Consider the following 26,391-nt stretch of genomic DNA (forward strand, 5'->3'; position numbering starts at 1 on the left):
GCATGCAGCTCAGCATTGATCTCACCGGCAGGGACGTCCTGGTCACCGGGTCGGATGCCGCAGCGCGGCAGGCCGTACGCCGCTATGAAGCCGCGGGCGCCGTCGTCTACCGCCTCAGCACGCCGCAGGGCGCAGCCCATGACGGCCCGTTGCCCGAACGCCCTTTCCTCGTGGCAGCGGTCGACGACGGCCAGCCGGGCTGGGAAGCCCTGCTCGGCAGGTGCCGGGAGACCGGAATTCCGGTGGCCGCCGAGCCCGCCGCCGGCGCACCCGGCCAGGTCACCCTGGTGGGTGGAGGGCCCGGCACCGCCGAGCTGCTCACTGTCGCCGCCGTCAGGGCACTGCGGGATGCCGATGTTGTCTTCTATGACCGCCTGGCCCCGTACCAGGAACTGCCGTCCCTCACGTCCGCCGAACTGGTGGATGTCGGCAAGAAGCCCGGCCACCACAAGGTGAGCCAGTCCGACATCGAAAAGCTGATGGTGGAAAGCGCACTGGCGGGCAACAACGTGGTCCGGCTCAAAGGCGGAGACCCGTACGTCTTCGGCCGCGGCGGCGAAGAAGTTGCCGCCTGTGTTGCCGCCGGCGTCAAAGTCCAGGTCATCTCCGGCGTCACCAGCGCGATTTCCGTCCCCGCCGCTGCGGGCATCCCCGTGACCCACCGGGAAGTCAGCCACATGTTCACCGTAGTGTCCGGCCACGCCCCGCTCACGGAAAAAGAGCACACGCACCTCGCCGGACTGGGCGGCACCATCGTGGTGCTGATGGGCATCGGAACCCTCCACCAGCTCGCCGCAGGACTCCGCCGGGCCGGAATGCGGCCGGACATGCCCATGGCCGTGGTGGAGCGCGGCTACCGTCCCGGGCAGCGCACCACCATCGCAGATCTCGGCACCATCACCTCCGCCGCCGCCGGGTGCAGCAACCCTGCCGTCCTGGTGATCGGCGAGGTGGTCCGGGTGGCTGAGGCCAACCGCGGGCATGCGGAGGCCGCCGCCGACCTCGACAGGCTGGCGGCCTCGCTGCTGGGTTCATGAAAGGATTGACCCCCATGACTGCACTTGCACCGGCCGAACCTCCGCAGGTTGACGAAGCAACGGACACTGCCGCCGAATCACCCCTCGAGGGCTTCCGCATCGGTGTCACCTCGCACCGCCGGTCACAGGACCTGATCGAGGCCCTGGAACGCCGCGGCGCGGAAGTACTGCACGCCCCCGCCCTGAAGATCGCCCCCGTGCAGGAGGACATGCGGCTCATCGAGGACACCAGGGCCATCATCGACGCCCAGCCGGACCTCTGCATCGCCACCACCGCCTACGGCATGCGCCGGTGGTGCGAGGCCGCCGATTCCTTTGGTATCGGCGAGCAGCTCCTGGAAACGCTCGGCGCCTGCCGGATGTTCGTGCGGGGGCCCAAAGCCCGCGGCGCCGTGCGCGCTGCGGGACTTGCCGACGTCGGAATCAGCAGCGACGAAACCACCGCAACACTGGTGGACATGCTGCTGGCTGAAGGCGTACGCGGCAAGACTGTAGCCGTTCAGCTGCACGGCTACACGGATGTGCGGCAGCTGGAGCGCCTGCGCATGTCCGGCGCCACGGTCCTGACGGTCACGCCCTACCGCTGGGTTAAGCCCGACGGCGAGGACAGGCTTCCCCGGCTCATCGAGGCAGCCTGCAGCGGAAACCTGGACGTCCTGACCTTCACCAGCGCACCCGCCGTCGATGCGATGTGGAGCACGGCCCACGAGATGGGCGTGTACAAGCAGCTGATCGAGAGCCTGAAGACGAACGTCACTACGGCAGTGGTGGGTCCGGTCACGGCGCAGCCGCTGCTCGACGCCGGCGTGACCCCGCTGATTCCCGAGCGTTTCCGGATGGGCGCCCTCATCCGGCTGGTTTGCGAGCACCTCGCGCTCAACCACGTCCGGCGGTTGGACACGAGGTCCGGCAGCATCGAGCTGCGCGGCCGCTGCCTGCGCGTCAACGGCCAGGCCGTTGAACTCGCTCCCGCACCCCTGCTCCTGCTCCGTGCCCTGCTCGGTGCCGGCGGCGCCGTCCTGTCCCGGGAATCGCTGTCCGACCTGCTGGAACTGCGCGGATCGGTGCACGCCCTGGACATGACAGTCAGCCGGCTCCGGTCGTCCCTGCCCGACGGACGGCTGGTGGAAACCGTTGTGAAGCGCGGCTACCGCATCCGGGTCTAGGGGTACTCCATCCAGCTGACGCGGCCGCGTGCGATTGTGTCGATTGCAGGTGGGATGAGAAGCACGTCACAGGTTCTGTTACCGGCCGGTAAACACTGGCGAACACGGGGCCGCAAAACGGCAACTGCGGGGAAACACAACGGTAAAAGCACGCGCCTACGCTGGGTTCCATCACGAAGTTCCGGCCGTTTCCGGCCGCCAGCGAAAGGGCCAGCACATGTCCGCTCCGGCACCCACCTCCACTGCTCCCACCACCCGCATCGTCATTGCGGGCGCAGGGCCTGCTGCCCAGGCACTTGTCAGTCAGCTTGACCGCGCCCGCTTCAGCGGCACCATCACGGTGCTGAGCAACCGGGACGACACCCCGGAGGAACTGCTGGAGCTGGCGCTGCTCCCCCAGGTTTCCGTCCGGTTCGGCCAGCCTGCCAGCCACATCGACCCCGTCAACCGCACCGTGGCCACGGCAGACGGCATGGAGTTCGGTTACGACCAGCTGGTCATCGCCACCGGATCAGCCCCCGTGGCCAACCCGGTTGACGGGGCCGGCCAGTGCCTGAGCTACTCCACCATCGATGACGCCGCCCGCATTGGCGAGGCCGTCAGCGAGGTAACCAGGGAGCTGGGCCGCCGCCCCTTGGGAATCCTGGTGGGCAACGGTGCGGCGGCGGGGCAGGCTGAAGCTGTGCTGCGTGCCCGGGGCGTCCGCCCCATCCGCACCACAGCCCGTCCTGCGGCGGTTATTCCCGGCGCGTCAGCTTCCGGACTGGCTGCCTCTGCCGTGATCTTCGAAGATGGCAGCAGCATGAACGGGGACCTGGTGGTCCTGGCCGAGGACCGCATCTCCCGGGACGGCCTGGCCGCCAGCGCCGGGCTTCGGACCGCAGCCAGCGGCGGGATCGTCATCAGCCAGGACTTCCGGACCTCGGTTGCCGGCATCTGGGCCATCGGGGATGCAGCAGCGTTCGACGGCGTCCGGCTGGGTTTGCTGGTTGCCGCCGCTTCCGCTGCCGGCGCCTGCGCCACACAACTGATCACGGCCGCCTCGGCTCCGGGGCCGCTGCAGGCCGCTGCCTGAGCTCCCCGCCAACGCGGGGCCATGTGCGGCCCGCTGGGCAGAGGCCCCAGGCGGGATGTGGCCACGGGTGGTCCCGTCCCCCGCGCTGTCCTGCGCCCCGCGCTGTCCTGTGCCGCAGGTTTAGGGTGGTCCCCGCTGTGGCAAGATGGTTCACGAACTGAGTCGAGGGCGTTACAACGCCCGGCGCACCGGCCCTTGGAGAGGACCATCATGAGCAACGAAGCCACCCCTTCCGTTAAGACTGCAGCCGCCGGCACCGCCGGTTCCGGCAGCATCGCCTCCTATATCGACCACACACTCCTGAAGCCCGAGGCGGGAGAGGCTGACGTCCTCAAGGTCTGCGCGGAAGCGGCGGAATATGGCTTCAAGTCCGTGTGCGTCAACCCTATCTGGGTCAAGACCGTGAAGACGGCCCTCAAGGGTTCCGGCGTCCTCACCTGCTCCGTGGTGGGGTTCCCCCTGGGCGCCACGCCCACCGACGTCAAGACCTTTGAGGCCCGGGGCGCCGTACTGGACGGAGCCGATGAAGTGGATATGGTCATCAACATCGCCGCTGCCAGGGCCGGGGACAAGGGCGCACTGATCGAGGACATCGCCTCGGTGGCCGAGGCAGTCCACGCCAGCGGGGCCATCCTTAAGGTCATCATCGAAACAGCTCTGCTCACAGACAGCCAGAAGGTCCTGGCCTGTGAAGCAGCTGCCGAGGCCGGTGCCGACTTCGTCAAAACCTCCACCGGGTTCAACGGCGGCGGCGCCACGGCAGAGGACATCGCGCTGATGCGCGGAACTGTGGGGCCCGGCCTGGGTGTCAAGGCCTCCGGCGGGGTGCGGTCCCTCGAGGATGCGCAGGCTATGATTGCTGCAGGTGCAACACGTATTGGTGCCAGCTCCGGAATTGCCATTGTGAAGGGTGAACAGGGTTCATCTTCCTACTGACGGCAACTCCGCCGCCGCCACAGATTGAGCCCCGCGGGGCCGAGGAGGAACGAATGTCCAGCAAGATTACGGCGTCCAACGACGGCACGGGTTCCAACCACGGATCATCAGCCCGGCAGGGCACGCTGTCCAACCAGGACACCGTCCGCACACCCCAGAACGAGAACAAGCTCGGTACGAGCATTCTCCTTTTTGCCGTCATGCTGGCACTGTTCCTCGGAGCCGTATACTCGCTGTCCTTCCTCACCCTGGACAACCCCTGGCCCATGGCAGTCTGCATTATCCTCTTTGCCCTGGCCTTCTGGGTTCCGCAGAGCATCCTGGGCCGTTCAGACTCCGCCGGCGAGCACTAAAACCCCGGCTCCACCGAAACCCCCGGATGACCTCCGGGGGTTTCGCCGGTTAAACCGCCAGTCCAGGACTGGTTCTCACAGCCACAGACGTGTCCAGGCCAGGGCGGCGTCTGCGGCCCTGCCCCAGTGGACTTCCGCGATGGACCACGCGGCCACCGCGAGCCCAACCATGGCATACGCGCTCACGGGGATCAGGACAAGCCACTCGCGCTTCGACCCGGCCCGGCCAAGCAGCGGGAGGGACAGCGCCCCGTTGGGCCGCCAGACCTGGCGCAGCAGGGGCATCCGCCGGAGGGGTTTCGGCGGCCGGACCACCAGCGGCCAGAGCAGGGGCACGCCGCCGGTGGTGACCAGGTCCCCCACAATATGCACCACCACGCCGGTCAGCATGGAAACCGGAAGCCACGTCCACTGGTCCGGAGCAAACCAGGTGACCAGCCCGGCCATGGTCAGGGCGAAGATCCAGTTGCTGATGAACCCTGCCTTGGGAAACAGTTTCAGGGCCTTCGCCGCGATGTTGATCATGAACATGCACAACAGCCCCGCGCCGATGGACAGCAGCCCCCACTCCGTCTGCAGCTGGACCTGGCCTGCCAGCGTGGCCAGCAGCACAAACAACGCCGCCCCGAGGACCGAGTGCGTTCCCTGGCGGTGCCCGCCGCTGGCATTCTCTATCCCGACGGCGATGATGTTGGAGAGCGGCGGCAGCGAATTCGCCACCGTGCTGTGCCGGTGGTCCCAGTCGCACACCAGGGCCGTTCCCGCCGTCGCCATTCCGCCGATCAGGATCCCGGTGGCATCCAGCGGGTACCAGCCGAGGGTGTACGGCCCTGTTGAGGCAATAGCCACCCACGCCGCGGCTCCAGACGCGGCGTGGTGTCCCCCCATCATCCGTCAGGCCACTGTCAGCGGCTGGTCGGAGAAGATGTTGCGGATCACGCCGTTGGCCCATTCCAGGATCTCTGCGTCCTGCAGGTCCCTGCCGCCGATCCTTGCGGTCTTCGGCTTGGGGATCAGCACCGCATCGAGGGCCGGCTTGGACTGGGACCCCGGGTACATCCGGTTCAGGCGCATGACCTTGGATTCCGGCAGGGTTGCGGGCGAGAACTTGATGAAGTTCCCCTGCAGGGCGACGTCGGACAAGCCGGCTTCCCTGGCCCCCACTCGGAAGCGGGCCACGGACACCAGATTTTGGGCCGGAAGGGGCGGCTCGCCGTACCGGTCCACCAGTTCGGCCAGGACTTCGTCGATGGCCTCGTTGGTGAGCGCGGAGGCAAGCTTGCGGTAGGCCTCCAGGCGCAGCCGCTCCCCCGGCACGTAGTCGTGCGGAAGGTGGGCATTGACCGGCAGTTCGATCTTCATCTCGGCGGCCTTTTCCTCGGCCTCGCCGCGGAAGTCGGCCACAGCCTCGCCCACCAGGCGGATGTAGAGGTCGAAGCCGACACCCTGGATGTGGCCGGACTGCTCGCCGCCCAGGAGGTTGCCGGCGCCGCGGATTTCCAGGTCCTTCATGGCCAGCTGCATGCCCGCGCCGAGCTCGTTGTGCGTGGCTACGGCCTTCAGCCGCTCGAGTGCCACCTCCCCCAACGGCTTCTCCGAGGGGTACAGGAAATAGGCGTAAGCGCGTTCCCGGCCACGGCCCACACGGCCGCGGAGCTGGTGAAGCTGGGACAGGCCGTACTTGTCCGCGCCGTCCACGATCAGGGTGTTGGCGTTGGAGATGTCCAGGCCGGTTTCGATGATGGTGGTGCACACCAGCACGTCAAAGCGCTTCTCCCAGAAGTCAACGATGATCTGCTCCAGCCGGCTCTCGGACATTTTGCCGTGCGCCACCTCCACGCGTGCTTCGGGTACCAGTTCGCGGATCTTTGCAGCCGTGCGTTCGATGGTGGACACCCTGTTGTGGACAAAGAAGACCTGGCCTTCGCGCATCAGCTCCCGGCGGATGGCGGCAGAGGTCTGCTTGTCCGTGTACGGGCCAACGTACGTCAGGACCGGATGCCGTTCCTCCGGCGGGGTAGCCAGCGTGGAGGTTTCACGGATGCCCGTGAGGGACATTTCCAGGGTTCGCGGGATGGGGGTTGCGCTCATGGCCAGCACGTCCACGTTGGTGCGCATTTTCTTGAGCGCTTCCTTGTGCTCCACGCCGAAGCGCTGCTCCTCGTCCACGATCACCAGGCCGAGGTCCTTGAACTCAAAGTCCTTGGACAGCAGCCGGTGGGTACCGATCACCACGTCCACGCTCCCGTTCTTGACGCCCTCCGCCGTCTCCTTGGCCTCCTTGGACGCCTGGAAGCGCGAGAGCGGCTTCACGCGCAGGGGGAAGCCGGAGAAACGTTCGGTGAACGTTTCGTAGTGCTGCTGCGCCAGCAGGGTTGTTGGGACCAGCACGGCCACCTGCTTGCCGTCCTGCACTGCCTTGAAAGCGGCCCGTACGGCAATTTCCGTCTTGCCGTAGCCAACGTCGCCGGAGACCAGCCGGTCCATGGGGATCTCGCGCTCCATGTCCGCCTTGACCTCGTTGATGGTGGTCAGCTGGTCCGGCGTCTCCACGTACGGGAAAGCTTCCTCCAGCTCGCGCTGCCAGGGGGTGTCCGGTGCAAAGGCGTGCCCGCGTGAAGCCATCCGGGCCGAGTACAGCCGGATGAGCTCACCGGCAATCTCCTTGACGGCTTTCCGGGCCTTGGACTTGGTGCTGGCCCAGTCCGCGCCGCCCATCTTGCTGAGCACCGGGGTGTCTCCGCCCACGTAGCGGGTCACCTGGTCCAGCTGGTCGGTGGGAACGAACAGCCGGTCCCCCGGGGCGCCGCGCTTGGATGGCGCGTATTCCAGCACCAGGTACTCGCGCACACCGTCGCCGCCGCCGGCCACCTTGCGCTGGATCAGCTCCACGAACTTTCCAATGCCGTGCTGCTCATGGACCACATGGTCGCCTGCAACGAGCTGCAGCGGGTCCACGGCGTTACGGCGCTTGGAGGGCATCCGTCGCATGTCCTTGGTGGACCCGGCAGAGGTGCGGCCCAGCAGGTCGGCTTCCGTCAGCAGGCCGAGTTTCAGCCCGTCCAGGACAAAGCCGCGTCCGACGGCGGCGGTGGTCACTTCGATGATGCCCGCCTGCGGCTCGTGGTCCAGGCTGTCCACGCGGGCGCAGGGAATGTCGTTCTCGTGGAAGAGCTCCGCCAGGCGCTGGGCGGGGCCGGGGCCTTCGGTGGCCACAACGATGCGCCACTGGTCGCGGACGTGCGAGCCGATGAAGTCCATCATTTCCGCGACGTCGCCCTGGTAGCCCCGGGGTTCGCGCGCGTGCAGGTTCAGGACGTCAATCTCCGGGAGCAGTTCCTCGTCCTGTGCCAGGGACGTGATGGACCACCAGGACACCCCGTGTTCCAGCGAAGATCTGCGCGTTTCGGCCAGCGAGCGAAAGCTCGCGGAATGGAGCGCTGCACTTGCCTGCGAGCTCAGGTCAAGCGGGGCAGCCCCGCCGTCCGAGGCAGTCGACCAGGCGGCCTCAAGGAATTCCTCGTTCGTGGCGGCCAGGTCATGGGCGCGGGTCCGGACCTTTTCCGGTTCGATGACCACCGCAATTGAGCCTGCGGGCAGCTGGTCCACGAATGGAACCATGGAGTCGACCAGCACCGGCGCCAGTGATTCCATACCCTCCACGGCGATGCCGCCGGCGATCTTTTCCAGCATGTCCGCCGCTGCAGGAAGCTGGGATTTGAGGGTGGCGGCCCGGGACATCACCGACGGGGTGATGAGGATTTCACGGCACGGCGGCGCGTGCAGTTCGGTGGGGTGGTGCAGGCCGGGTGAGGACAGCGAGCGCTGGTCGGCCACCGCGAACCAGCGCATCTGGTCTACCTCGTCACCGAAGAATTCAACCCGGATGGGGTGGTCCTCCGTGGGCGGAAAGACGTCGATGATGCCGCCACGGACGGCGAACTCACCCCGGTGCGTCACCATGTCCACCCTGGCGTAGGCGGCATCAGCCAGGCTTCGCACCACCTCGGTGAAGGGTTTCTCCTGGCCCACCTTCAAAGTCACCGGTACCAGCTCGCCCAGGCCGGCCACCACGGGCTGGACCACCGCGCGGACCGGTGCCACCACAACGCGGAGCGGTCCCGCCGTCGAGGTTTCCGGGTGCGCCAGGCGGCGCAGCACGGAGAGGCGCCGGCCCACTGTGTCCGAACGCGGGGAGAGCCGCTCGTGCGGGAGGGTTTCCCAGCTGGGGAACTCCGCCACGCAGTCGGCAGGGAGGTATGCCCGCAACGCCGCCGTCAGGTCCTCAGCCTCGCGGCCGGTCGCGGTGACCGCCAGCACCACTCCGGAGCCGCCGTCGTGCCCTTCGCCCGGGGCGTGGGAGGCGGTAATCCCGTCCGCCATCTCGGCCAGAAGTACCGCACGGAGGCCGGCGGGTGCACTGATCTGGTAATCCTGGCCCCGGACGTCGAAGCCGCGGGCAGCCTCGGCCCGGACGCGGGCAAACGTCTGGTCCGGGGCGAGGGCACGGCGGAGCCCGTCCAGCGACGGGCCTGCGCTGGATTGGCCGGCGGTGGACGGGCCTGGAAGGCTCATGGCAAAAGCTCCTGTGGTGTTCAACGGATCGCAGGCAACGCGAAAACCCGAAATTCGCTGCGAATCCCGGGTAAACCCAGCCTACCGCGCAGCAACGACAATGCGGGCTGGCACAGGTCTAGGCTGGCAGGGGCGGGCAGGTGACGCCGGCGCCAATGTCCAGGAGAAGCAGTCCGGACTGCTGGCCGCTCCGAATGGCCTGTGGACGAGAAGGAGTCAACATGACCGAACCCAGCAACACTGCGCGTACATCGAAAACGGTCCTGGTCACCGGGGCCACCGGTTACATCGGCGGCCGCCTGGTGCCCAGGCTCCTGGAGGCCGGGCACACGGTCAAGGTCCTGGTGCGGTCTCCGGACAAGATCGCCGGGGTGCCGTGGCGGGACGACGTGGACGTGGTGGAAAGCAGCCTCGACGACGGGGACGCCCTCCGCCAGGCGCTGGCCGGCGTCGACGTGTTCTACTACCTGGTGCACTCCATGGCCGCGGGGCAGGGCTTTGAGGCCAAAGAACAGGCCATGGCCAGGACGGCCGCTGATGCCGCAACGGCAGCAGGCGTGGACCGGATCGTCTACCTGGGCGGGCTCCACCCCACAGGAGTGGAGCTGTCCACCCACATGCGTTCCCGGGAGGCTGTGGGCAAGGTGTTCCTCGATAGTCCCGTGGATGCCGTCGTGTTCCAGGCAGGGGTGGTTATCGGTTCAGGTTCCGCCTCGTTTGAAATGATCCGCCACCTCTCCGAGACGCTGCCGCTCATGCCGGCACCCAGCTGGGTCCGCAACCGGATCGAGGCCATCGCGGTGCGGGACGTTCTCTATTACCTGGTGTCCGCGGCTTCCCTGGCCGGCCCGATCAACCGGACGTTCGACATCGGCTGCCGCCAGGTGCTCACGTACGCCGGAATGATGAAGGAGTACGCGGCGGAAGCCGGCCTGCCGTACAGGGTGGTGCTGGCCCTGCCGGTCCCTGCCCCGAAGCTGGCCGGCATGTGGGTTGCCCTCACCACCCCCATCCCGCTGTCCATGGCCGTGCCGCTGGTCCAGTCCCTGCAGCATGACGCGGTCTCGGATGAGCACGACATCGACCAGTACATTCCACAGCCCGACGGCGGCCTGACCGACTACCGCACCGCCGTCGCCCTGGCGCTTGGCAAGGAACGCGACGGCCAGGTGCAGACCACGTGGGCAAATGCGGGTGCATCCTCCGATCCGTTGCCCAGCGACCCCGAGTGGGCCGGCCACAAGGTGTACATGGATGAGCGGACCTTCCATGGCGACGTTGATCCGGCCGACGTATGGACGGTCATTGAGGGTATCGGCGGGAAGAACGGCTGGTATTCCCTCCCGCTGGCGTGGCAGGTTCGCGGCTGGCTGGACAAGCTGACCGGCGGCGCGGGGCTCCTGCGGGGACGGCGGCATCCCCATTCCCTCGCAGTCGGGGAGGTGGTGGACTGGTGGCGTGTTGAACGGATCGACCGCGGCAGGCTGCTGCGGCTCCGTGCCGAGATGCGCGCCCCGGGCCGGGCCTGGCTGGAGCTTTCCGTGGAGCCGGACGGGAAGGGCAGCCGCTACCGGCAGCGGGCCATCTTCTTCCCCAAGGGCCTGAGCGGCCGGTTGTACTGGCTGGCTGTGCTTCCTTTCCACAGCCTGATCTTTCCGGCCATGGCCCGGAACATCACCAGCGCTGCGCAGGAGATCGGGGATGCGGAGCGCGCAGCGCGGACCCCGTAGGATGTGGGGAGCAAAAACCGTTCCGCATGTCCCAGGAGGACCCATGGCCTTGAGCGCAACCACCACCCTTCCGCACTCTGTCGACAGCGTCGCAGCCGTCCTGGTGAACGAGGATTTCCAGCGCCACGTCAGCCAGCTGGTAGGCGGCTCGCTGGAGTCGTTCACCGTTGACGGAGACCTTGCCGGATCCTTCAGCGCCACCTCGGTGCGGACCCTTCCCACCACCCGCCTTCCCGAATTCGCCCGGAAGTTCGTGGGTGAGCAGCTCAAGGTGACGCAGGTGGAAAAGTGGGACGCCCCGGCGGCGGACGGCTCCCGCCAGAGCACCATCTCGTTGAAGATCGCCGGCGCACCCGTCGATGTCACCGCCGTACAGCGGCTGGTGACTGCCGATGGCGGAACCCGCGTGGAACTTGAAGGTGCCGTGAAATCCTCTGTGCCGTTCCTTGGCGGGAAGATCGCCGACGCCGCTGAGCCCATGGTGGCCAAGGCCCTGAACCTGCAGGCCAAGCAGGCGCAGGCCTGGCTGGAAAGCCACTAGCCAATGGAACTGCCCGTCGTTGCATCGCTGGTCCTGATCATTGCAGGAGTTTGGTCCCTGGTGGTCTGGCCGCAGTTCCTGCGCCGGGTCATGAAGGATCCCCGTGCCCGGGACTCTGCCGGCAAGGCCACGAAGTTCCTCACCGTCCACGTGGTGCTGGTCAGCATCTCCATGGTGCTGGGCGCCGCCACTGCGGTCATCGGCATCATGGCCATGGCCGGCTGAAGAACAGCACCGGGGGCACGATCCCCAGGTAAAAGGCCCTCTTCCCGGCGGGAGGAGGGCCTTTTCGTGCAGCGGGGCAGCCCGTGCAGCCGGGTGGAGGGAGCGGGAGTCAGGCGGCCTGGTTCAGTGCGTCCTCGGCGGCAACCCAGGAAATCATGGCGCACTTGACCCGGGCCGCATAACGGGCCACCCCTTCAAACGCTGCCGCATCCCCCAGCAGTTCAGGATCCGCCGCGATCTTGCCCCGGGACCGCAGGACGTCGCGGAAGCTGTCAATGACCTGGTGCAGTTCCGGGACGGTCATGCCTTCAGCCATTTCACTGAGAACGGATGCGGAGGCCATGGAAATTGAGCAGCCCGCCCCGTCCCATGAGACCTGGGTGACCTTCCCGTCCGCGACTGCCACCCTGAGCGTCACTTCGTCACCGCACACCGGGTTGAGCTGGTGCGACTGCCCGGTGGTTGCACCCTCGGGTGCATCTGTCCCGGCGAGGCCGCTGCCGTGCCGGACTTTGGAATGGTCCAGGATGATCTGCTGGTACAACTGGTCAAGGCTCATAGTGGTACTTTCGGTTTTCGTTGCTAAGCGCGGAAATAGGCCCGCACACCGGCTACGGCATCCAGGAACTGGTCGACGTCGTCCGTCGTGTTGTACAAGTACGCGCTGGCCCTGGTGGTTGCGGTCAGCCCCAGCTTGCGGTGGAGCGGCTGGGCGCAGTGGTGGCCCACCCGCACGGCAATCCCCCGCGAGTCCAGGAACTGCCCCACGTCATGGGCGTGGACACCGTCGACGTCGAAAGCAGCCAGTCCGATGCGTTCCTGGCCGGCGGCAGGGCCGAGGACCCGGATTCCCGGAATCGACTCCAGCCCGGCAACCATGCGCTGGCCCAGCCCGGCTTCCCATTCGTGGATCCTGGCCAGTCCCGTTTCAGTCAGGTAGTTCGCCGCTGCCGCCAATGCCACAGCCTGTGAGATCCGCTGTGTTCCGGCTTCGAAACGTTGGGGTGCGGGCAGATATTCAGCACGTTCCATGGTGACGGTAGTGATCATGGAACCGCCGGTCAGGAAGGGCGGCAGGATGTCCAGGAGCTCCTGCTTTCCGTACAGCACCCCGATCCCCGTGGGTGCAAGCATCTTATGGCCGGAAAAGACGGCGAAGTCGACGTCGAGTGCCTTGACGTCAAGGGGCAGGTGCGGGGCGGACTGGCAGGCGTCCAGAACCACCAGGGCGCCGGCCCGCCGGGCCAGCCCCACAAGATCCGTGACCGGGTTGATGGTGCCCAGGACATTCGACGCGTGGGTGAACGCCAGCACCCGGGTACGGTTGCCGATCACCTCCGCGGCCACGTCCATGCGAAGCGATCCGGCGTCGTCGACGGGGATGTAGCGGAGCGTGGCACCGGTGCGGAACGCCAGTTCCTGCCAGGGAATCAGGTTGGCGTGGTGCTCCATTTCGGTAACCACGATCTCGTCGCCCGGCTTCAGCGCAAGCTCCTTGAGCCCTGCATCACCGCGGCCCTGCGCAGCCCAGAGTCCTGCAGTGGAGAACGCATAGCTCAGCAGGTTGAGGCCTTCCGTGGCATTCGACGTCCAGACGGTCTCCGCGTACTCAGCGCCGATAAAATCGGCGACGGTCTGCCGGGCATCCTCAAAGACCTCGGTGGCCTCCACGGCAAGGTGGTGGGCCCCCCGGTGAACAGCTGCGTTGCGCTGTTCGTAGAATTCCTGTTCAGCTTCAATGACGCTCAGCGGGTTCTGCGAGGTGGCGCCGGAATCGAGGTAGACCAACGGGTGGCCGTTAACCACCTGGTCCAGGACCGGAAAATCGTTGCGGATGCGGAGAACTTCCGCGTTGTCCATGACCGGCAGGGCGCGTTCCAGCGTGGGAGGCGTTGATACTACGGCCAAAATTAACTCCTTGAGATGCCAGCCAATGACACTCAATTGTCCCATAGCACAGCTGTGGCGGCCGCCCTGGAGGGGCAGCCGCCGCATCCGCTCCGGGCTTCAGCCCGCGGAATGGAGGGCCGGCGACGGCTGGGGGGAGAGTCTCGGTCTCAGAAGACTCTAACGTCGCCGGCCCCGTCTGGCCCGGTCACGGAGACCGGAAACTTGTGAGGCCTTGAATGGCTGTCGCATGTTCTGCGGCTTTTCGCCGGCCGCTTCCTTCGACTCTTTAAGTAAAGCTTGCAGGGCACGGACGTACACGAGTAGGAAGTACTCGAATTCGCCCACCCGGCACTACCGGGTTCACCGGCTGATACCCGCTGGGAGCCCGACGACGGACGGCCGGCTACCCGGAAGAGCGCAGGGGGCATTGCCGTTTCACCATAGGGACGCACAAGGGGCGGCAGAAAATAGCGGCGCCGGCTTACTTTGGCAGTGCCGCGTCCAGCTCATCCCGGCTGCGTACACCGAGCTTGACGTAAGTGCGGTACAGGTGGCCCTCGACGGTCCGGACGGAAACCATGAGGCGCTGGGCAATCTCACGGTCCGTCAGGCCCTGCACGGCGAGCTCCACGATGTCCTGTTCGCGGCGGGTGAGGTGGACGGCCGGGGCCGCAGCTATGAACCTGCCCTCCCGGAACCGCTCACCCAGTTCGTGGTCGCATTTCTCGCGCTGCGCAACGGCCTGCCTGGACCTGCGGCGTTCCCCCGCCTGCTCCAGCACCGTGCTGGCACGGGCGTACGCCTCGCGGGCGAGGTTAACGAACCCCGATTCCTCGAGCATGGCCGCAGTTTCCATCAGGGCATCCCCGTCAGCTGCTTCCCAGTCGGACGCCAGTTTGAGCATTGAGGCGGCCCAACGGCCATCCACAGCCCGGGCCGCGTTCTGCACCATGGGAATCACCGAGGCGTCCCCCAGGTCCCAGCACAGTGACAGGAGCTCCAGCAAGGTACCGGCCCTTGATGACGCTTCCGTGGTGGTGGCCAGCGTGTGCAGTGCGGCGAGGCCCTTGCCGTCCCGGGACAGATACTCTGAAGCGGCCGCACCGTAGGCGCCGGCAAGGAAGTCGTGGGCAGGCCCTCCTGCCACCGCATCCTTGTAGTCCTGTTCGAGGCGCTTCGCCTGGGCAGTGTCACCCAGCCGCGAGGCAACGTAGAAGCCCAGGGCTGAACCGAAGCGGAACAGTTGAAGGGGATCGCTCAGGCGCAGCGCCTCCACCGCCGGCAGCAGCAGCTGGTAGGCGCGCTCCATCCGGCCCTGGCGCAGCATGGAATAGCCCCGAAGCACCTGGAGGCTGCCGTTGAAGGTTGCGTCTCCGGCAGCATGCGTTGATGCGTAGCTTTCGAGTTCACGCTCCGCGGATTCCCACTCGCCCATGGCAAGGTAGTCAATGACCAGCCGCCCCAGCACGAATTCCGAATAGAAGAACAAATCACCTTCCAGGATGGGCAGCTCAGAAGCTGCAAGGAGTGCCGCGTCGAGTCCCTCCGAGGGCCGTCCGGCCGCTGCAAGGGCATGGGCCAGGAGCGCCTCGCCCAAGGCTTTGAGCGGCTCGTTGCCTGTTCCGGCGGAGCTGCTGTTCCTGATCTCCGCTACTCTGTCACCGAGCGCCTCGAAATCCACTTCGGCGCCGAATTGCAGCAGCTCCAACAGCTCTTCCTGCCGGCCCCTGGTTTCCTCCGGTAACCCCTGCTGCTGTTTCCGCACGTCCTCGGCGAACTCGGCAAGCGGCCGGCCCGCTGCCTGATGGGCTGCCATCCTGAGTAACAGGACCGAAGGGCCCTGGGCATCACCGGCGAGCTGTACCCAACTGCTGTCCAAAAGCGTTGCAGCTTCCGCATAGGCGCCCTCGTTGTACAGTGCGCGCGCCTGGACGGCGTTCGCAAGGTGCACCAGCTCCGGGTCCCGGATCTTGGCTGCGATGGAGCGGGCGCTGTGGTTCCTGAAACGGCTCAGGGCCTCACGTGCAGCGTCCAGCATTTCAGCGTCCGGGACGCGCAGCCCGCATTCAAGGGACCACTCGACAAACCGCAGCCGGCCCTCCGCACGAAGGGTGGCCGAATCCTGGTGTTCCCGGATCTTCTCCAGCAACTGCAGGCTCCGGGAGACCGAGATCGTGTTTCTGATGGCTTTCGCGAACAGGACGTTCCACACGCTGAGTTCGGCCGGGACCCCCGAATTCTCGACAACGGTCTGCTGGTCCAGCAGCGAACGGACAACCGCTGCCCCGCAGATCTCCTCAATGACTTTCCGTCCCACCGGGCCTGCGAGGGCAATGAGTTTCAAGGCCTCCTGTTCCTCCGGCCGGCGCCGGAGATGGTCCTTGGTGACCACTGCCGTGAGCCGGACCCCGTCCGTGGGCAAGGAGCCCAGCAGGACCCAGATCCCGTTCCGTTTGGCGAGTATCCCGGCCTCGGCAGAGTCGTGCAGCAGCGCATTCAGGACGCGGGGGTTGCCGCCGGAGGCGCTCCAGACAGCGTTCACGGTGGCGTCCGGAACGGTCCCGTCAAGAACGTGGGCGAGGACCTCCTCGATCTGTTCCCGGTTCAGCGGACGCAGGTCCACACGCTCGGCAAGGCCGTCGTACCAGAGCTGGTCCAGTGGTTGGGGCAGGCCCGGACGAGGCCTGGCCGCGGCCACCACTGTTGCCCATCCGGCTGAGATCAGCTCGGCGACGACGCCGGCCGATGCCTCGTCCAGGTGGTGCGCATCATCGATGACGACCAGGACAGGGGCCCCGTTTCCGGCCCTCAGCTGCTCGAAGTAGCTCCACATGGACCGAAGCACGGCGACCGGAGAGACAGAGTCTTCCGCACTCAGCTCGCCGGTGTAGGGAGTAAGGACGCCGAACGGCACGGCGGCGAGGGCAGAGCTGCCGTGGATATGCAGTATGTTCAGTTCGCCGGCAAGGCGCTCGGCAATGGCCTCCGTCAGTGAAGATTTGCCGATGCCGGGCCCTGCCATGACAAAAACCGCCTGGCTGGTGCGGCTCCGGACAATATTGCAGATCCGGTCCAGCGGTTCCCGCCGCCCGGTAAGGAACCTGTGCGCAGTGGTGGGCTTGTGGCCATTAGACGAGTCCAGTCAGATCACCCCTGGAAGTTACGCCGAGCTTGGTGAAGACCTGGTACAGGTGGCCTTCCACGGTCCGGACTGAGACACCCATTTCCAGGGCGATGTCGCGGTTGGAGGCTCCCCGCCCTGCCAGCCGCGCAATCTGGCGCTCCCTGCTGGTCAGCAGGGGGCTGCCGCTGCTGGGGACAATAGGGAGGTTGGCCACAGTGGCGGCGAGGATATCAAGCCGTGCCTGCGCTGTCCGGGCGGTGAGCGAGTCGCCGTCCTGACGCGCGAAATCCACGGCAAGGGCCATGCAGCGGGCTTCCACCGCATCCAGCTCCAGGGTGGCCGCCAGCTCGCCGCCGGCGAGGAGGGTCTTGGCGTCCTTTGTCCGGCTTCCCACTGCGATCAGCCGGGAGACCTCTGCCAGCGGGCCCTGGCGGTGGTCCGCGATCTCCTCCAGCAGCCGGAAGTCGGCGTCGCTGCCATTCACGGTGGCCGCGAGCAGGTTGATCCCGGCCAGGGTGAAGCGCCCTGCTTCCATATTCTGGCGGGCTGCCCTTTTAAGCCCGGCAACGGCGTCGGAATCACCCAGCCACCGGCCGGCGACCAGGGAGCAAAACTCGACGATGTTCTCAGTGATGAAGCTGGAGTTCCCGGTGGTCCTCTGCAGTTTGCCAAGGTATTTGCGTGCCTGCCCCGCATTGCCGATTTGGGCATGGGCCAGCGCAATGGCTGCGTACGCGCAGCGGAGGGCCGCCTGGACGGGCTGGAGCTCCAGCTGGGCGGCGGCAGAAATCAGCGGGTCAAGGGCAGCGGCTCCCCGGCCGGAATAGACGTACGCAATGCCGGCCGCCAATTCGGTTGCAGCGCTCCGGAATGGAAGGCGGTACGGCTCATCCATCGTCTGCGGGCCCAGAAGGTCAATGCACCTCCGCCACTGCCCCGCCGTCAGCAGGACCAGGTAAGCCTCCCTGGTGTACCGCTCCCGCAGGCCGACGACATGGGAGGCGTCACTGATCTGGCCTCCCAGCTGCCGCATGAGGCTGAGGGCATCCATCTCCCGCCCGGTCATGGCCAGGGCAGTCATCAACAGGATGGCTGCATTCATGCGGTGTTCAGTGTCCGGATTGAGTACCGGGTCCGAAGCTGTTTCAAGGGCCGGAATGATGGCAGCGTAGTCGCCCACGAAGGAGCGGTATTCGAACTCACTCAGCGCCACCCGGTTGACGGCCGAGGCCGCAGGATGGGGCCATGCAGTGCCGGCCGCTGCTTCCCCGAGCCGCTCGCCGGCTTTCACCAGGAGGTCCGGCACCTTCGCTGCCGCTTCCGGAAGCCACATCATCACCTGTGCCTTGGCGGCTACGACATGCGCGTACTCCTGGACATCAAGGCTCTCGAGTTCCGGCTGGGTGATGCCATCAAGTGCGGCCATGGCCTGGACCGGCATGTCCAGCTGGAGGTACGCGGCCGCCTTCTGGCGCTGGCCGGCCACCCACTCCCGGTCGGTCCGTTGAAGCATTTCCGCATAGGTCAGGGCGAACCGGGGGTCGAAAAGCTGGACGGCAGCGTCGGCGGCCGCGAGTGCAAGGGCAGGACTCAGGTCCGCCTCGCATTCATGCGTCCACGCTGCGAAGGCCATCAGTTCATCAACTGTCATCCCGGCAGGATCCGGTTCGGTGCCGCCCAGGAGCACGCTCCGCAACTCGCGGCGGCGGGCAATGCTCAGCCAGGTGCGCACCACATCACCGATGTACTTCTCACGCAGGGACACCCACCGGTGGTCGGAGGAGTCGATCTCCAGCAGCCCGCCGTCCTCCATGTCGGCCACAACTTCAGCGCCGTAGATGGCAGTCAGCCGTGACAGTTCCACCCTGCGGGCGCACGACAGCATCTCAAGGACTTCCCGGGTTTCCGGCGTTTCCCTGGACCAGCGGGACCGGACAATATCATCAAGGCTGGCCGCGCCGTCGAGCACCACCTTTTCCCGCAGCGTCCAGACGGAGTCGGACAGCACCAGGTTGCCGGACAGCTGCTGTTCCGTGACGAGCGCCTTCAGCAGAAGCGGGTTGCCGCCCACCATGTGGTGGTAGGTGCTGACCAGGGATGCCGACACCCGGTGGCCCAGGAGAGATAACAGAACCTGACGGGTTTGCAGTTCGTTGAGGTTGCTGAGCCGCACTTCGGTCAGGCGCCGGTCCGTCAGCAGCCAGTGGAAGTCTGCCGGAAGGTCACTGATCTTCGGCGCCACCGCAATAATTTTGGCCGTACCGGTCAGGAGGACGTTCAGGAGTACGCCGGCACTCATCTCGTCGATGCTTCCGGAGGTGTCCAGCGTGATCACGCAGGAACGGCCGGCGGCGTCGCTGCGGATCAGGGACGAAATACCCCGCAGGATGGCCGTGGGCGAACCCATGTACGCCTGCGGGAGCCTGGCCAGGAGAAAGGAAAGGCAGCCGTAGGGCGTGGTGGCACCGGCCGGGCCGTTGCGGAGCTGCAGTGACCACACATCCGGGCCAAGGTCCATGACCGCAGCACGGGCCAGCGAGGACTTCCCCACGCCGCGGCCGCCGGTGATGACGACCCCCAGGGAATCGGCGCTGGTGAGTGCTGTGCGGACCGACTCAAGGTTGGCGCCGCGGGCAGGAACAGACCACAGCTGACCCTCCCGTTTCCCGGAGGTGTCTCTGTTCAGCCCAACGTCGTGAGGCGTTGACCCACGTTCCCAGCTGAGTGGCTCGATTGACATGAACTTATCCCCTACATCACGCTATAGCGGGATGTAGCCCCATTGCTCCCCCGCATAGGTAGAAGACTACCCCGGGGCACAGACAAGGAGACAGGGTCAGGGGTCTTTAAGTTTCCATGTTGCTAGCGCCCGGACTTCGCGGGGTGGAACTTTTGCTGCGCTGCAGTGAGCCCGTCCTGCACCAGGCTTTCCACTGCGTCCGCTGCTTCATCCAGCAGGAAGGGCAGTTCCTTGAGCTCGGCGGTGCCGAAGTCGCGGAGGACGTAGTCGGCGGTTTCCATGCGCCCGGGCGGCCGCCCCACCCCCACCCTGACGCGGAGGTAGTCCTTGGTGCCGAGAGCTTTGGAGATGTCCCGCAGCCCGTTGTGGCCGCCCTCTCCCCCGCCAATCTTCAGCTTCACCGTATTAAAGGGAATGTCTATTTCGTCGTGGACAGCTATCACATGGTCCGGGGCAATGCCGTAGAAGTTTGCCAGCGAGGCCACGGGTCCGCCGGAGACGTTCATGTAGCTCATGGGCTTTGCCAGTACCAGGCGGGGTCCGCCGATACCCAGCCGCCCTTCCAGGACCTGGGCACGGGCCTTGTGGCTTTTGAAGCCGGCGCCCATCCGGGCCGCCAGTTCGTCGAGCACCATCTGGCCGACATTGTGCCGGTTGCCGTGGTACTGCGCCCCGGGGTTGCCGAGGCCGACGATGAGCCAGGAATCAGTCATGAATCAATCCTAGGGTCGGACGCCCGTCCGGGTTGATGCCGGGCGGGACAGTAGACATGCCAGTGGCCGGACCCCTGGGGATCCGGCCACTGGCAGAAACGACTGGTGAATTACTCGGCAGCAGACTCGGAAGCGGCGCCTGCAGTTTCCTCGGTGCCTTCCTCGTCAGAGGTTTCGGTAGCTTCGGAGATGTTCACCACGAGGGCGTCGGCGTCGGCCAGGAGGACGGCACCCTTGGGCAGGACCAGGTCCGATGCGTGGATGTGCTCGCCGGCGGCACGGCCTTCGATGCTGACCTCGACGGCCTCGGGCAGGTGGGTTGCCTCAGCCTCAAGGGAGATGGTGGTCAGTTCCTGGTTGAAGACGTTGCCCGGTGCAAGCTCGCCGACAACGTGGACGGGGATCTCCACCGTGACCTTTTCGCCCTGGCGGACGGTCAGGAGGTCGATGTGCTCGATGATCTGCTTGATCGGGTCGCGCTGGACATCCTTGACCAGGGCCAGGTGGCCTTCGCCGTTGATGTCCAGGGACAGCAGGGCGTTGGCGGTGCGGACGGCCAGCGTGGTGGCCTTGGCCGGGAGGGTCACGTGGATGGGATCCGCACCGTGGCCGTAGATGACGGCGGGGATGAGGTTGGCCATCCGGGCGCGACGGGCGTAGCCCTTGCCGAATTCGGTGCGTACTTCTGCTGCGAGCTTCTGCTCAGACATGGAAATCTCCTTGAAACTAAACGGTGTTCAGCAAGGGCGGAGGTCTGTCGCGACCTTCAACGCCGGGCGGCCGGAGCCATTGCCCATCTTCGAAGGGAGATTCAGACCCAGTCGATAACGGAGACCTGCAGTCCGGTTCCCGCAGCTGCGGTGACCGGCGCTCTCCCTCGCCAAGGTATCGCTGAATAGCTTACCAGCGCCGGTCCCGTTTACTGAAAACGGGCCCGCACCCGGCGGTTGTCCAAGTGGCCGCCGGGTGCAGGGCCCGCATGTCGAAAAGGCTCAGGCGTTGCCGTCGAAAAGGCTGGTGACGGAGCCGTCGTCGAACACTTCACGCACTGCCCGGGCGATCAGCGGTGCGATGGAGAGCACGGTCAGCTGCGGGAACCGCTGGGAGGCAGTCAGCGGAAGGGTGTTGGTCACCACTACTTCACGGGCGCCGGATTCGGAGAGACGCTTGGCCGCGGGGTCGGAGAAGACGGCATGCGTGGCCGCGATAATGACGTCCTTTGCCCCGGCGTTCTTCAGCACCTGGACTGCACCGGAGATGGTTCCGCCGGTGTCAATCATGTCGTCGATCAGGACGCAGGTGCGCCCCTCGATCTGGCCCACCACTGTTTTGGAAACGGCCTGGTTCGGCACGGTCAGGTCGCGCATCTTGTGTACGAACGCGAGCGGCGCGCCGCCCAGCCGCTCAGCCCACTGCTCCGCTACCCGGACCCGTCCGGTGTCCGGCGAGACAACGGTGACGTTTTCGGCGTCGACGCGGGTCCGGATGTAGTCGGCCAGCAAGGGAATGGCCATCAGATGGTCCACCGGGCCGTCAAAGAAGCCCTGGATCTGGGAGGTGTGCAGGTCAACGCTCATGATGCGGTCCGCGCCGGCCGTTTTGTACAGGTCCGCCACCAGCCGGGCGGAGATGGGTTCACGGCCGCGGCCCTTCTTGTCCTGGCGGGCGTAGGGGTAGAAGGGTGAAACAACGGTGATGCGCTTGGCAGAGGCCCGCTTGAGCGAATCGATCATGATCAGCTGTTCCATCAGCCAGTTGTTCAGCGGTGCCGGGTGTGCCTGGATCACGAAGGCGTCGGTGCCGCGGACGCTTTCCCCGGCACGGACGTAGATCTCACCGTTGGCGAAGTCGTAGGCATCCACCGGCAGCAGTTCGGTGCCCAGCTCCTTGGCGATTTCCCGGGCCAGCTCGGGGTGTGCCCGCCCGGTGGCGAGTACCAGCTTCTTTTCGCCGCGCGCCGTAATTTCGCTCATGGTTGGTTGCCCTCTTCTGTAGATGCCGGGGTACTTGAGGAATCTGTGGTGGCTGCCTGGGCCAGTTCAGCGGATCGGGTTCCGGGGCGGTTGGCCGGCACCCAGCCCTCTGTGTTCTGCTGCGCAGCAACGGACAGGGCCAGCGCTCCCGCAGGGACGTCCTTGCGGATCACCGCGCCGGCGCCGCTGTAGGCGCCGTCCCCCACGGTGACCGGGGCAACGAACACTGTGTTGGAACCCGTGCGGACGCCCGAGCCGATCACGGTGCGGTGCTTCTTCTCGCCGTCGTAATTGGCTGTGATGTTTCCGCAGCCGATGTTGGTGTCCTCGCCGATTTCGGCATCGCCGGCGTAACCGAGGTGGGACAACTTGGAGCCGCGGCCGATGATCACGTTCTTGGTTTCGTAGAAGGCACCGATTTTGCCGGTCTCACCCAGTACGGTGCCGGGGCGCAGGTAGGTGAAGGGTCCGACGGCGGCGCCTGCCCCGATGCTGGCACCGGAACCGTGGGTGCGGACCACCTTGGCGCCCTCGCCGATGGTGACGTCCGTCAGGGTGGTGTCCGGGCCGACGACGGCGTCCCTCGCCACACGGGTGGTGCCGTGCAGCTGGGTGTTGGGGAGGATGCGGACGTCCTCGTCCAGGGTCACGGAGGAGTCGATCCAGGTGGTGGCGGGGTCCACGACGGTGACGCCGGACCGCATCCAGGCCTCCACTGTCCGGCGGTTCAGCTCGGCGCCCAGCGCGGAGAGCTGGACGCGGTCGTTGGCGCCCTCCACCTGCCAGCGGTCGGCGGTGACGACGGCGGCAACCCGGCCGCCTGCCTGCCGGGCCAGGCCCAGGACGTCGGTGAGGTACTTCTCGCCTTGTGAGTTCTCAGTCGTGACGTGGGTCAGCGCGTCCCGAAGAACGGCTGCGTCGAAGGCGTAAATGCCGGAGTTGACCTCGCGGATGAGCCGCTCGGCGTCGGAGGCGTCCTTGTGTTCGACGATGCCGGTGACGGTCCCGTCGTCGCCGCGCAGGATGCGGCCGTAGCCGGTGGCGTCATCGAGGACTGCCGTGAGGACAGTGACGGCGTTGGCCTCGTGCTCATGGGTGGCGACGAGCTCGGCGAGCAGCTGGCCGGAAAGCAGCGGCACATCGCCGTAGGTCACCACCACGGTGCCGGCCAGTTCCTGACCTGCGTCAAGGGCCTGGAGGGCAACCTCGACGGCGCGGCCGGTGCCGGGAACCTCGTCCTGGTCCACGATGACGGCAGCAGGATCGAGCTCTGAGAGGTGGCGGGCCACCAGGTCACGTTCATGCCGGACCACGATGGCGAGCTGGCGGGGATCGATGCTCCGCGCGGCGAGCAGCGCATGGCCCACCATGGACCTGCCGCCAATCTCATGCAGGATCTTCGGGGTACGGGATTTCATCCGTGTACCGGCACCTGCCGCCAGGACGATTACTGCGGCCGGGCCGGAATTCTCGGGGATCACGTACGGGCTCTCCTTGCTTGGTTACGCTGGCGCTTGCGGTGTCCGGCCACGTTGCGGGCGGCACCGACGGTCATCCTACTGAACGCTCCACGCGCAGCAGTTCCGCCCATAGGATTCGAACCTATACTCCACGGCTCCAAAGGCCGGGGTGCTGCCATTACACCAGAGCGGACCGTGCCGTGGCACGCGGCCGGGCACAAGTAGTTATTTTGCCACGGGTTCGGGGCGCTGCGCGACATGGGGCATTCCCGCCAGGTCCGCCGCCCGTCATTATGCCCTGCGGCATGCCCGCCATCCCGCCACTGCCCGGTGGTGCATGATGGAAATGTGAGCAACAACCCTCCGCGGACACGCATGACCGGCCTGCAGCGGCGCAGCCAGCTGGTCGACGTCGGACGCGGGCTTTTCGCCGTGCGTGGCCTCGACGGGACCACCATTGAGGAAATCGCGGCCAGTGCGGGGGTGTCCAAGCCAGTCATCTATGAGCACTTCGGCTCGAAAGAGGGGCTGTACACCCAGGTGGTGGACCACGAGTTCCGGCTCCTCCTGGACTCCATCAATGAGGCCCTGACCCAGGAGGCCAAGCCGCGCGTCCTGGTGGAGCGCGCCGCCCTGGCCTTGCTGACCTACATCGAGGAACGCACCGAAGGATTCCGGATCCTGATGCGCGACGCCCCGCCGTCGCAGCCCGAGGGCGCCTTCTCCACCCTGCTGTCCCACGTCACCGCCAAAGTGGAACACATCCTCGCCGACGAGTTCGACCGCCGGGGATTCAGCGCCCAGGACGGCGCCATGTACGCGCAGATGCTGGTGGGAATGGTAGCCATGACGGGCCAGTGGTGGCAGGACAGCCGCCAGCCCGACAAACAGACTGTCGCCGCGCACCTGGTCAACCTGGCCTGGAACGGCCTGACCGGGCTCAAGAAGGACCCCGGGCTGATGTCAGAGGGGTGAGTTGTCGCCTGGTTACGTCCCCGTGGCGCAAGCAGCAGGACTATTCGCCGAGGACCTCGAGGGCCTCGAGCCATTCGAGTTCGAGGGCTTCGCGTTCGCCCGCCAGGTCCTTGAGCTTTTTGTTCTGTTCGGCCAAAGCGTCGAAGTCCGACTGCTCCGTGCTCTTGACCATTTGGTCGTGGACTTTCTTTTCCTGCTGTTCGAGCTTGCCCAGCTGGCGCTCGATCCGGTTCTTGGCTTTGCGGGCGTCGCGCTTTTCGGCTTCTGAGGCGCCGGAGGGTGCTGCCGCGGCCGGGGTGGAACTGGCGCTGGTGACGGGGTTGCCGCCGCCGGTGATCGTGGAGCCGGCCAGGGCGGACTCCCGGAGTTCCAGGTACTGGTCCACACCGCCGGGCAGGCCGCGCAGCTTTCCGTCGCCCAGGAGTGCCATCTGGTGGTCGGTGACCCGCTCCAGCAAGTAACGGTCATGGCTCACCACCACGAGCGTCCCGGGCCAGCCGTCGAGGACATCCTCAACGGCGGCGAGGGTATCGGTGTCCAGGTCATTGGTGGGCTCATCGAGCATCAGCACGTTGGGCTCCCCCACCAGCAGGCGAAGCAGCTGCAGCCGGCGGCGCTCACCGCCGGAAAGGTCCTTGACCGGAGTCCACTGCTTCTCTTTGGTGAAGCCGAGCTGTTCCACGAGCTGGCCCGCGCTGAACTCCTTGCCGCCCACGTTGAAGGAACGCTTCTCGCGCTCGATCACCTCGATGACGCGCAGGTCAGAGACGTCGTCGAGCTCCTTGACCTCCTGGCTGAGGACCGCGGTGACCACTGTCTTGCCCCGCTTGACCTTCCCGGCGTCGGGGGTGATTTCTCCGTTAAGCAGTTTCAGGAGGGTGGTCTTGCCGGCGCCGTTGACGCCCACCAGTCCGAGGCGTTCGCCGGGAGCAAGGCGCAGGGTGATGTTGTCGAAGAGTTTCCGCCCGTCGTCGCCGCCCTGGAAGTCAAGGGATACGTGCTCCAGGTCCAGCACGTCCTTGCCCTGCCGCGCGGTGGCCATCTTGCTGAGCGCCATGGAGTCGCGGGGAGCGGGCACGTCGGCGATGAGGGCGTTGGCCGCTTCGATCCGGAACTTCGGCTTCGCCGTCCGGGCCGGGGCGCCACGCCTCAGCCACGCGAGCTCCTTCTTGACCAGCTGCTGCCGCTTGCCTTCCATGACCGACGCCGAGCGGTCCCGTTCGGCGCGGGCCAGGACATAGGCCGCGTAGCCGCCTTCGAAGGGGTCAACGATGCCGTCGTGGACTTCCCACGTCTTGTTGCAGACTTCGTCCAGGAACCAGCGGTCGTGGGTGACCACAAGGAATGCACCCTGGTTGGCACGCCACCGGGTCTTCAGATGCCGGGACAGCCAGGCAACGCCCTCGACGTCGAGGTGGTTGGTTGGTTCGTCAAGCATGATGACGTCGTGGTCCTCGATCAGGAGCTTGGCCAGGGCAACGCGCCGTTTCTGCCCGCCGGAGAGTGCATGGACGTTGGCGTGCCAGTCGACGTCGGACACCAGTCCGCCCATGACCTCACGGATCTGGGGGTTGCGGGCCCATTCGTAGTCCGCCTGGTCCCCGACGATGGCCGCGCCGACCGTCAGGTCGCCGTCGAGCACGTCGCTTTGGTCCAGATAACCCACGTTGACGTCGCCTCGCTTGGTGACCCGGCCGGAATCAGGCGTGGAGCGCAGGGCCAGCAGCCTCATCAGGGTGGATTTTCCGTCGCCGTTGCGGCCCACCATGCCGATCCTGTCACCCTCCTCGAGCCCCAGGGTAATGCCGTCCAGGACGGTGCGGGTTGCGTAGGAGACCGTCAGGTTCTCGCCGCCAAGAAGGTGTGCCACAGGGAACT

General features: G+C 66.4%; 20 protein-coding genes and 1 tRNA gene. 9 read left to right on the forward strand and 12 right to left on the reverse strand.

Features of this window, described 5'->3' with window-relative positions:
- Positions 1-2 precede the first annotated feature (2 nt).
- The 5 genes from cobA to CXX84_RS14170 all read left to right on the forward strand — a co-directional run bounded on the left by cobA (position 3) and on the right by CXX84_RS14170 (position 4,567).
- The gene (gene cobA / locus CXX84_RS14150; RefSeq protein ID WP_102977361.1) at positions 3-1,037 is read left to right on the forward strand and encodes a uroporphyrinogen-III C-methyltransferase; all 1,035 of its coding nucleotides are present in this window, start codon (positions 3-5) and stop codon (positions 1,035-1,037) included.
- Between the two features lie 14 nt (positions 1,038-1,051).
- The gene (locus tag CXX84_RS14155) at positions 1,052-2,203 is read left to right on the forward strand and encodes a uroporphyrinogen-III synthase (RefSeq protein WP_102977362.1); all 1,152 of its coding nucleotides are present in this window, start codon (positions 1,052-1,054) and stop codon (positions 2,201-2,203) included.
- 217 nt (positions 2,204-2,420) lie between these two features.
- Entirely contained in the window at positions 2,421-3,278 is an 858-nt protein-coding gene (locus CXX84_RS14160; RefSeq protein WP_102977363.1) for an FAD-dependent oxidoreductase, read from the forward strand.
- Positions 3,279-3,488: 210 nt separating this feature from the next.
- Positions 3,489-4,214 carry a deoxyribose-phosphate aldolase gene (gene deoC, locus CXX84_RS14165; RefSeq protein WP_102977364.1) on the forward strand — a complete coding sequence of 242 codons (726 nt, stop codon included), beginning with the start codon at positions 3,489-3,491 and terminating at the stop codon, positions 4,212-4,214.
- Between the two features lie 53 nt (positions 4,215-4,267).
- On the forward strand, positions 4,268-4,567 hold the full coding sequence (locus CXX84_RS14170) for a hypothetical protein (RefSeq protein ID WP_223253101.1): 300 nt from the start codon (positions 4,268-4,270) through the stop codon (positions 4,565-4,567).
- A 75-nt stretch (positions 4,568-4,642) separates the two neighbouring features.
- On the opposite strand, the gene CXX84_RS14175 is transcribed toward CXX84_RS14170, so the two are convergent.
- Together CXX84_RS14175 and mfd are read right to left on the reverse strand one after the other, a co-directional pair.
- The gene (locus CXX84_RS14175; protein ID WP_189337603.1) at positions 4,643-5,458 is read right to left on the reverse strand and encodes a metal-dependent hydrolase; all 816 of its coding nucleotides are present in this window, start codon (positions 5,456-5,458) and stop codon (positions 4,643-4,645) included.
- 3 nt (positions 5,459-5,461) lie between these two features.
- Positions 5,462-9,142 carry a transcription-repair coupling factor gene (mfd, locus tag CXX84_RS14180; protein WP_102977366.1) on the reverse strand — a complete coding sequence of 1,227 codons (3,681 nt, stop codon included), beginning with the start codon at positions 9,140-9,142 and terminating at the stop codon, positions 5,462-5,464.
- Positions 9,143-9,363: 221 nt separating this feature from the next.
- Here mfd and CXX84_RS14185 point away from each other — a divergent pair, with 221 nt between their 5' ends.
- Genes CXX84_RS14185 through CXX84_RS14195 form a run of 3 tightly spaced genes read left to right on the forward strand, consistent with a single transcriptional unit; the run spans position 9,364 to position 11,638 of the window.
- Positions 9,364-10,872 (forward strand): SDR family oxidoreductase, encoded by a 1,509-nt coding sequence (locus CXX84_RS14185; RefSeq protein WP_102977367.1) that lies wholly within the window; start codon positions 9,364-9,366, stop codon positions 10,870-10,872.
- Positions 10,873-10,915: 43 nt separating this feature from the next.
- Positions 10,916-11,413 (forward strand): DUF2505 domain-containing protein, encoded by a 498-nt coding sequence (locus CXX84_RS14190; RefSeq protein WP_102977368.1) that lies wholly within the window; start codon positions 10,916-10,918, stop codon positions 11,411-11,413.
- Between the two features lie 3 nt (positions 11,414-11,416).
- Entirely contained in the window at positions 11,417-11,638 is a 222-nt protein-coding gene (locus CXX84_RS14195; RefSeq protein WP_102977369.1) for an SCO4848 family membrane protein, read from the forward strand.
- A gap of 109 nt (positions 11,639-11,747) precedes the next feature.
- Here CXX84_RS14195 and sufU read toward each other — a convergent pair whose 3' ends face one another.
- The 9 genes from sufU to CXX84_RS14240 all read right to left on the reverse strand — a co-directional run bounded on the left by sufU (position 11,748) and on the right by CXX84_RS14240 (position 23,731).
- Positions 11,748-12,197, reverse strand: coding sequence for a Fe-S cluster assembly sulfur transfer protein SufU (gene sufU, locus CXX84_RS14200; protein WP_102977370.1), 450 nt, complete (start codon positions 12,195-12,197; stop codon positions 11,748-11,750).
- 23 nt (positions 12,198-12,220) lie between these two features.
- Complete coding sequence (locus tag CXX84_RS14205; RefSeq protein WP_102977371.1) at positions 12,221-13,546, reverse strand: SufS family cysteine desulfurase; 1,326 nt, start codon at positions 13,544-13,546, stop codon at positions 12,221-12,223.
- 463 nt (positions 13,547-14,009) lie between these two features.
- Complete coding sequence (locus CXX84_RS14210) at positions 14,010-16,670, reverse strand: LuxR C-terminal-related transcriptional regulator (RefSeq protein ID WP_411266217.1); 2,661 nt, start codon at positions 16,668-16,670, stop codon at positions 14,010-14,012.
- Complete coding sequence (locus CXX84_RS14215) at positions 16,657-19,392, reverse strand: LuxR family transcriptional regulator (protein ID WP_102977373.1); 2,736 nt, start codon at positions 19,390-19,392, stop codon at positions 16,657-16,659. Before CXX84_RS14215 ends, CXX84_RS14210 begins: the two co-directional genes overlap by 14 nt.
- A 122-nt stretch (positions 19,393-19,514) precedes the next feature.
- On the reverse strand, positions 19,515-20,105 hold the full coding sequence (pth, locus tag CXX84_RS14220; protein ID WP_102977374.1) for an aminoacyl-tRNA hydrolase: 591 nt from the start codon (positions 20,103-20,105) through the stop codon (positions 19,515-19,517).
- A 110-nt stretch (positions 20,106-20,215) separates the two neighbouring features.
- Positions 20,216-20,815 carry a 50S ribosomal protein L25/general stress protein Ctc gene (locus tag CXX84_RS14225; RefSeq protein ID WP_102977375.1) on the reverse strand — a complete coding sequence of 200 codons (600 nt, stop codon included), beginning with the start codon at positions 20,813-20,815 and terminating at the stop codon, positions 20,216-20,218.
- A gap of 282 nt (positions 20,816-21,097) precedes the next feature.
- On the reverse strand, positions 21,098-22,078 hold the full coding sequence (locus CXX84_RS14230) for a ribose-phosphate diphosphokinase (protein ID WP_066274469.1): 981 nt from the start codon (positions 22,076-22,078) through the stop codon (positions 21,098-21,100).
- Positions 22,075-23,559, reverse strand: coding sequence for a bifunctional UDP-N-acetylglucosamine diphosphorylase/glucosamine-1-phosphate N-acetyltransferase GlmU (gene glmU, locus CXX84_RS14235; protein WP_102977376.1), 1,485 nt, complete (start codon positions 23,557-23,559; stop codon positions 22,075-22,077). The genes CXX84_RS14230 and glmU overlap by 4 nt, the downstream gene beginning before the upstream one ends.
- A gap of 100 nt (positions 23,560-23,659) precedes the next feature.
- Positions 23,660-23,731: transfer RNA gene (locus CXX84_RS14240), tRNA-Gln, on the reverse strand.
- Between the two features lie 155 nt (positions 23,732-23,886).
- Between CXX84_RS14240 and CXX84_RS14245 the strand changes: the two genes are divergently transcribed.
- Positions 23,887-24,513 (forward strand): TetR/AcrR family transcriptional regulator, encoded by a 627-nt coding sequence (locus CXX84_RS14245; RefSeq protein ID WP_102977377.1) that lies wholly within the window; start codon positions 23,887-23,889, stop codon positions 24,511-24,513.
- A gap of 40 nt (positions 24,514-24,553) precedes the next feature.
- On the opposite strand, the gene CXX84_RS14250 is transcribed toward CXX84_RS14245, so the two are convergent.
- Complete coding sequence (locus CXX84_RS14250; RefSeq protein WP_102977378.1) at positions 24,554-26,383, reverse strand: ABC-F family ATP-binding cassette domain-containing protein; 1,830 nt, start codon at positions 26,381-26,383, stop codon at positions 24,554-24,556.
- Between the last annotated feature and the right edge of the window lie 8 nt (positions 26,384-26,391).

The organism is Arthrobacter sp. AFG7.2 (assembly GCF_002892835.1).
Taxonomy (GTDB): Bacteria; Actinomycetota; Actinomycetes; order Actinomycetales; family Micrococcaceae; genus Arthrobacter.

Coding starts and splice junctions, on each gene's coding strand:
- cobA (WP_102977361.1), top strand. CDS start 3: ATGCAGCTCAGCATTGATCTCACCGGCAGGGACGTCCTGGTCACCGGG.
- CXX84_RS14155 (WP_102977362.1), top strand. CDS start 1,052: ATGACTGCACTTGCACCGGCCGAACCTCCGCAGGTTGACGAAGCAACG.
- CXX84_RS14160 (WP_102977363.1), top strand. CDS start 2,421: ATGTCCGCTCCGGCACCCACCTCCACTGCTCCCACCACCCGCATCGTC.
- deoC (WP_102977364.1), top strand. CDS start 3,489: ATGAGCAACGAAGCCACCCCTTCCGTTAAGACTGCAGCCGCCGGCACC.
- CXX84_RS14170 (WP_223253101.1), top strand. CDS start 4,268: ATGTCCAGCAAGATTACGGCGTCCAACGACGGCACGGGTTCCAACCAC.
- CXX84_RS14175 (WP_189337603.1), bottom strand. CDS start 5,458: ATGATGGGGGGACACCACGCCGCGTCTGGAGCCGCGGCGTGGGTGGCT.
- mfd (WP_102977366.1), bottom strand. CDS start 9,142: ATGAGCCTTCCAGGCCCGTCCACCGCCGGCCAATCCAGCGCAGGCCCG.
- CXX84_RS14185 (WP_102977367.1), top strand. CDS start 9,364: ATGACCGAACCCAGCAACACTGCGCGTACATCGAAAACGGTCCTGGTC.
- CXX84_RS14190 (WP_102977368.1), top strand. CDS start 10,916: ATGGCCTTGAGCGCAACCACCACCCTTCCGCACTCTGTCGACAGCGTC.
- CXX84_RS14195 (WP_102977369.1), top strand. CDS start 11,417: ATGGAACTGCCCGTCGTTGCATCGCTGGTCCTGATCATTGCAGGAGTT.
- sufU (WP_102977370.1), bottom strand. CDS start 12,197: ATGAGCCTTGACCAGTTGTACCAGCAGATCATCCTGGACCATTCCAAA.
- CXX84_RS14215 (WP_102977373.1), bottom strand. CDS start 19,392: ATGTCAATCGAGCCACTCAGCTGGGAACGTGGGTCAACGCCTCACGAC.
- pth (WP_102977374.1), bottom strand. CDS start 20,105: ATGACTGATTCCTGGCTCATCGTCGGCCTCGGCAACCCCGGGGCGCAG.
- CXX84_RS14225 (WP_102977375.1), bottom strand. CDS start 20,815: ATGTCTGAGCAGAAGCTCGCAGCAGAAGTACGCACCGAATTCGGCAAG.
- CXX84_RS14230 (WP_066274469.1), bottom strand. CDS start 22,078: ATGAGCGAAATTACGGCGCGCGGCGAAAAGAAGCTGGTACTCGCCACC.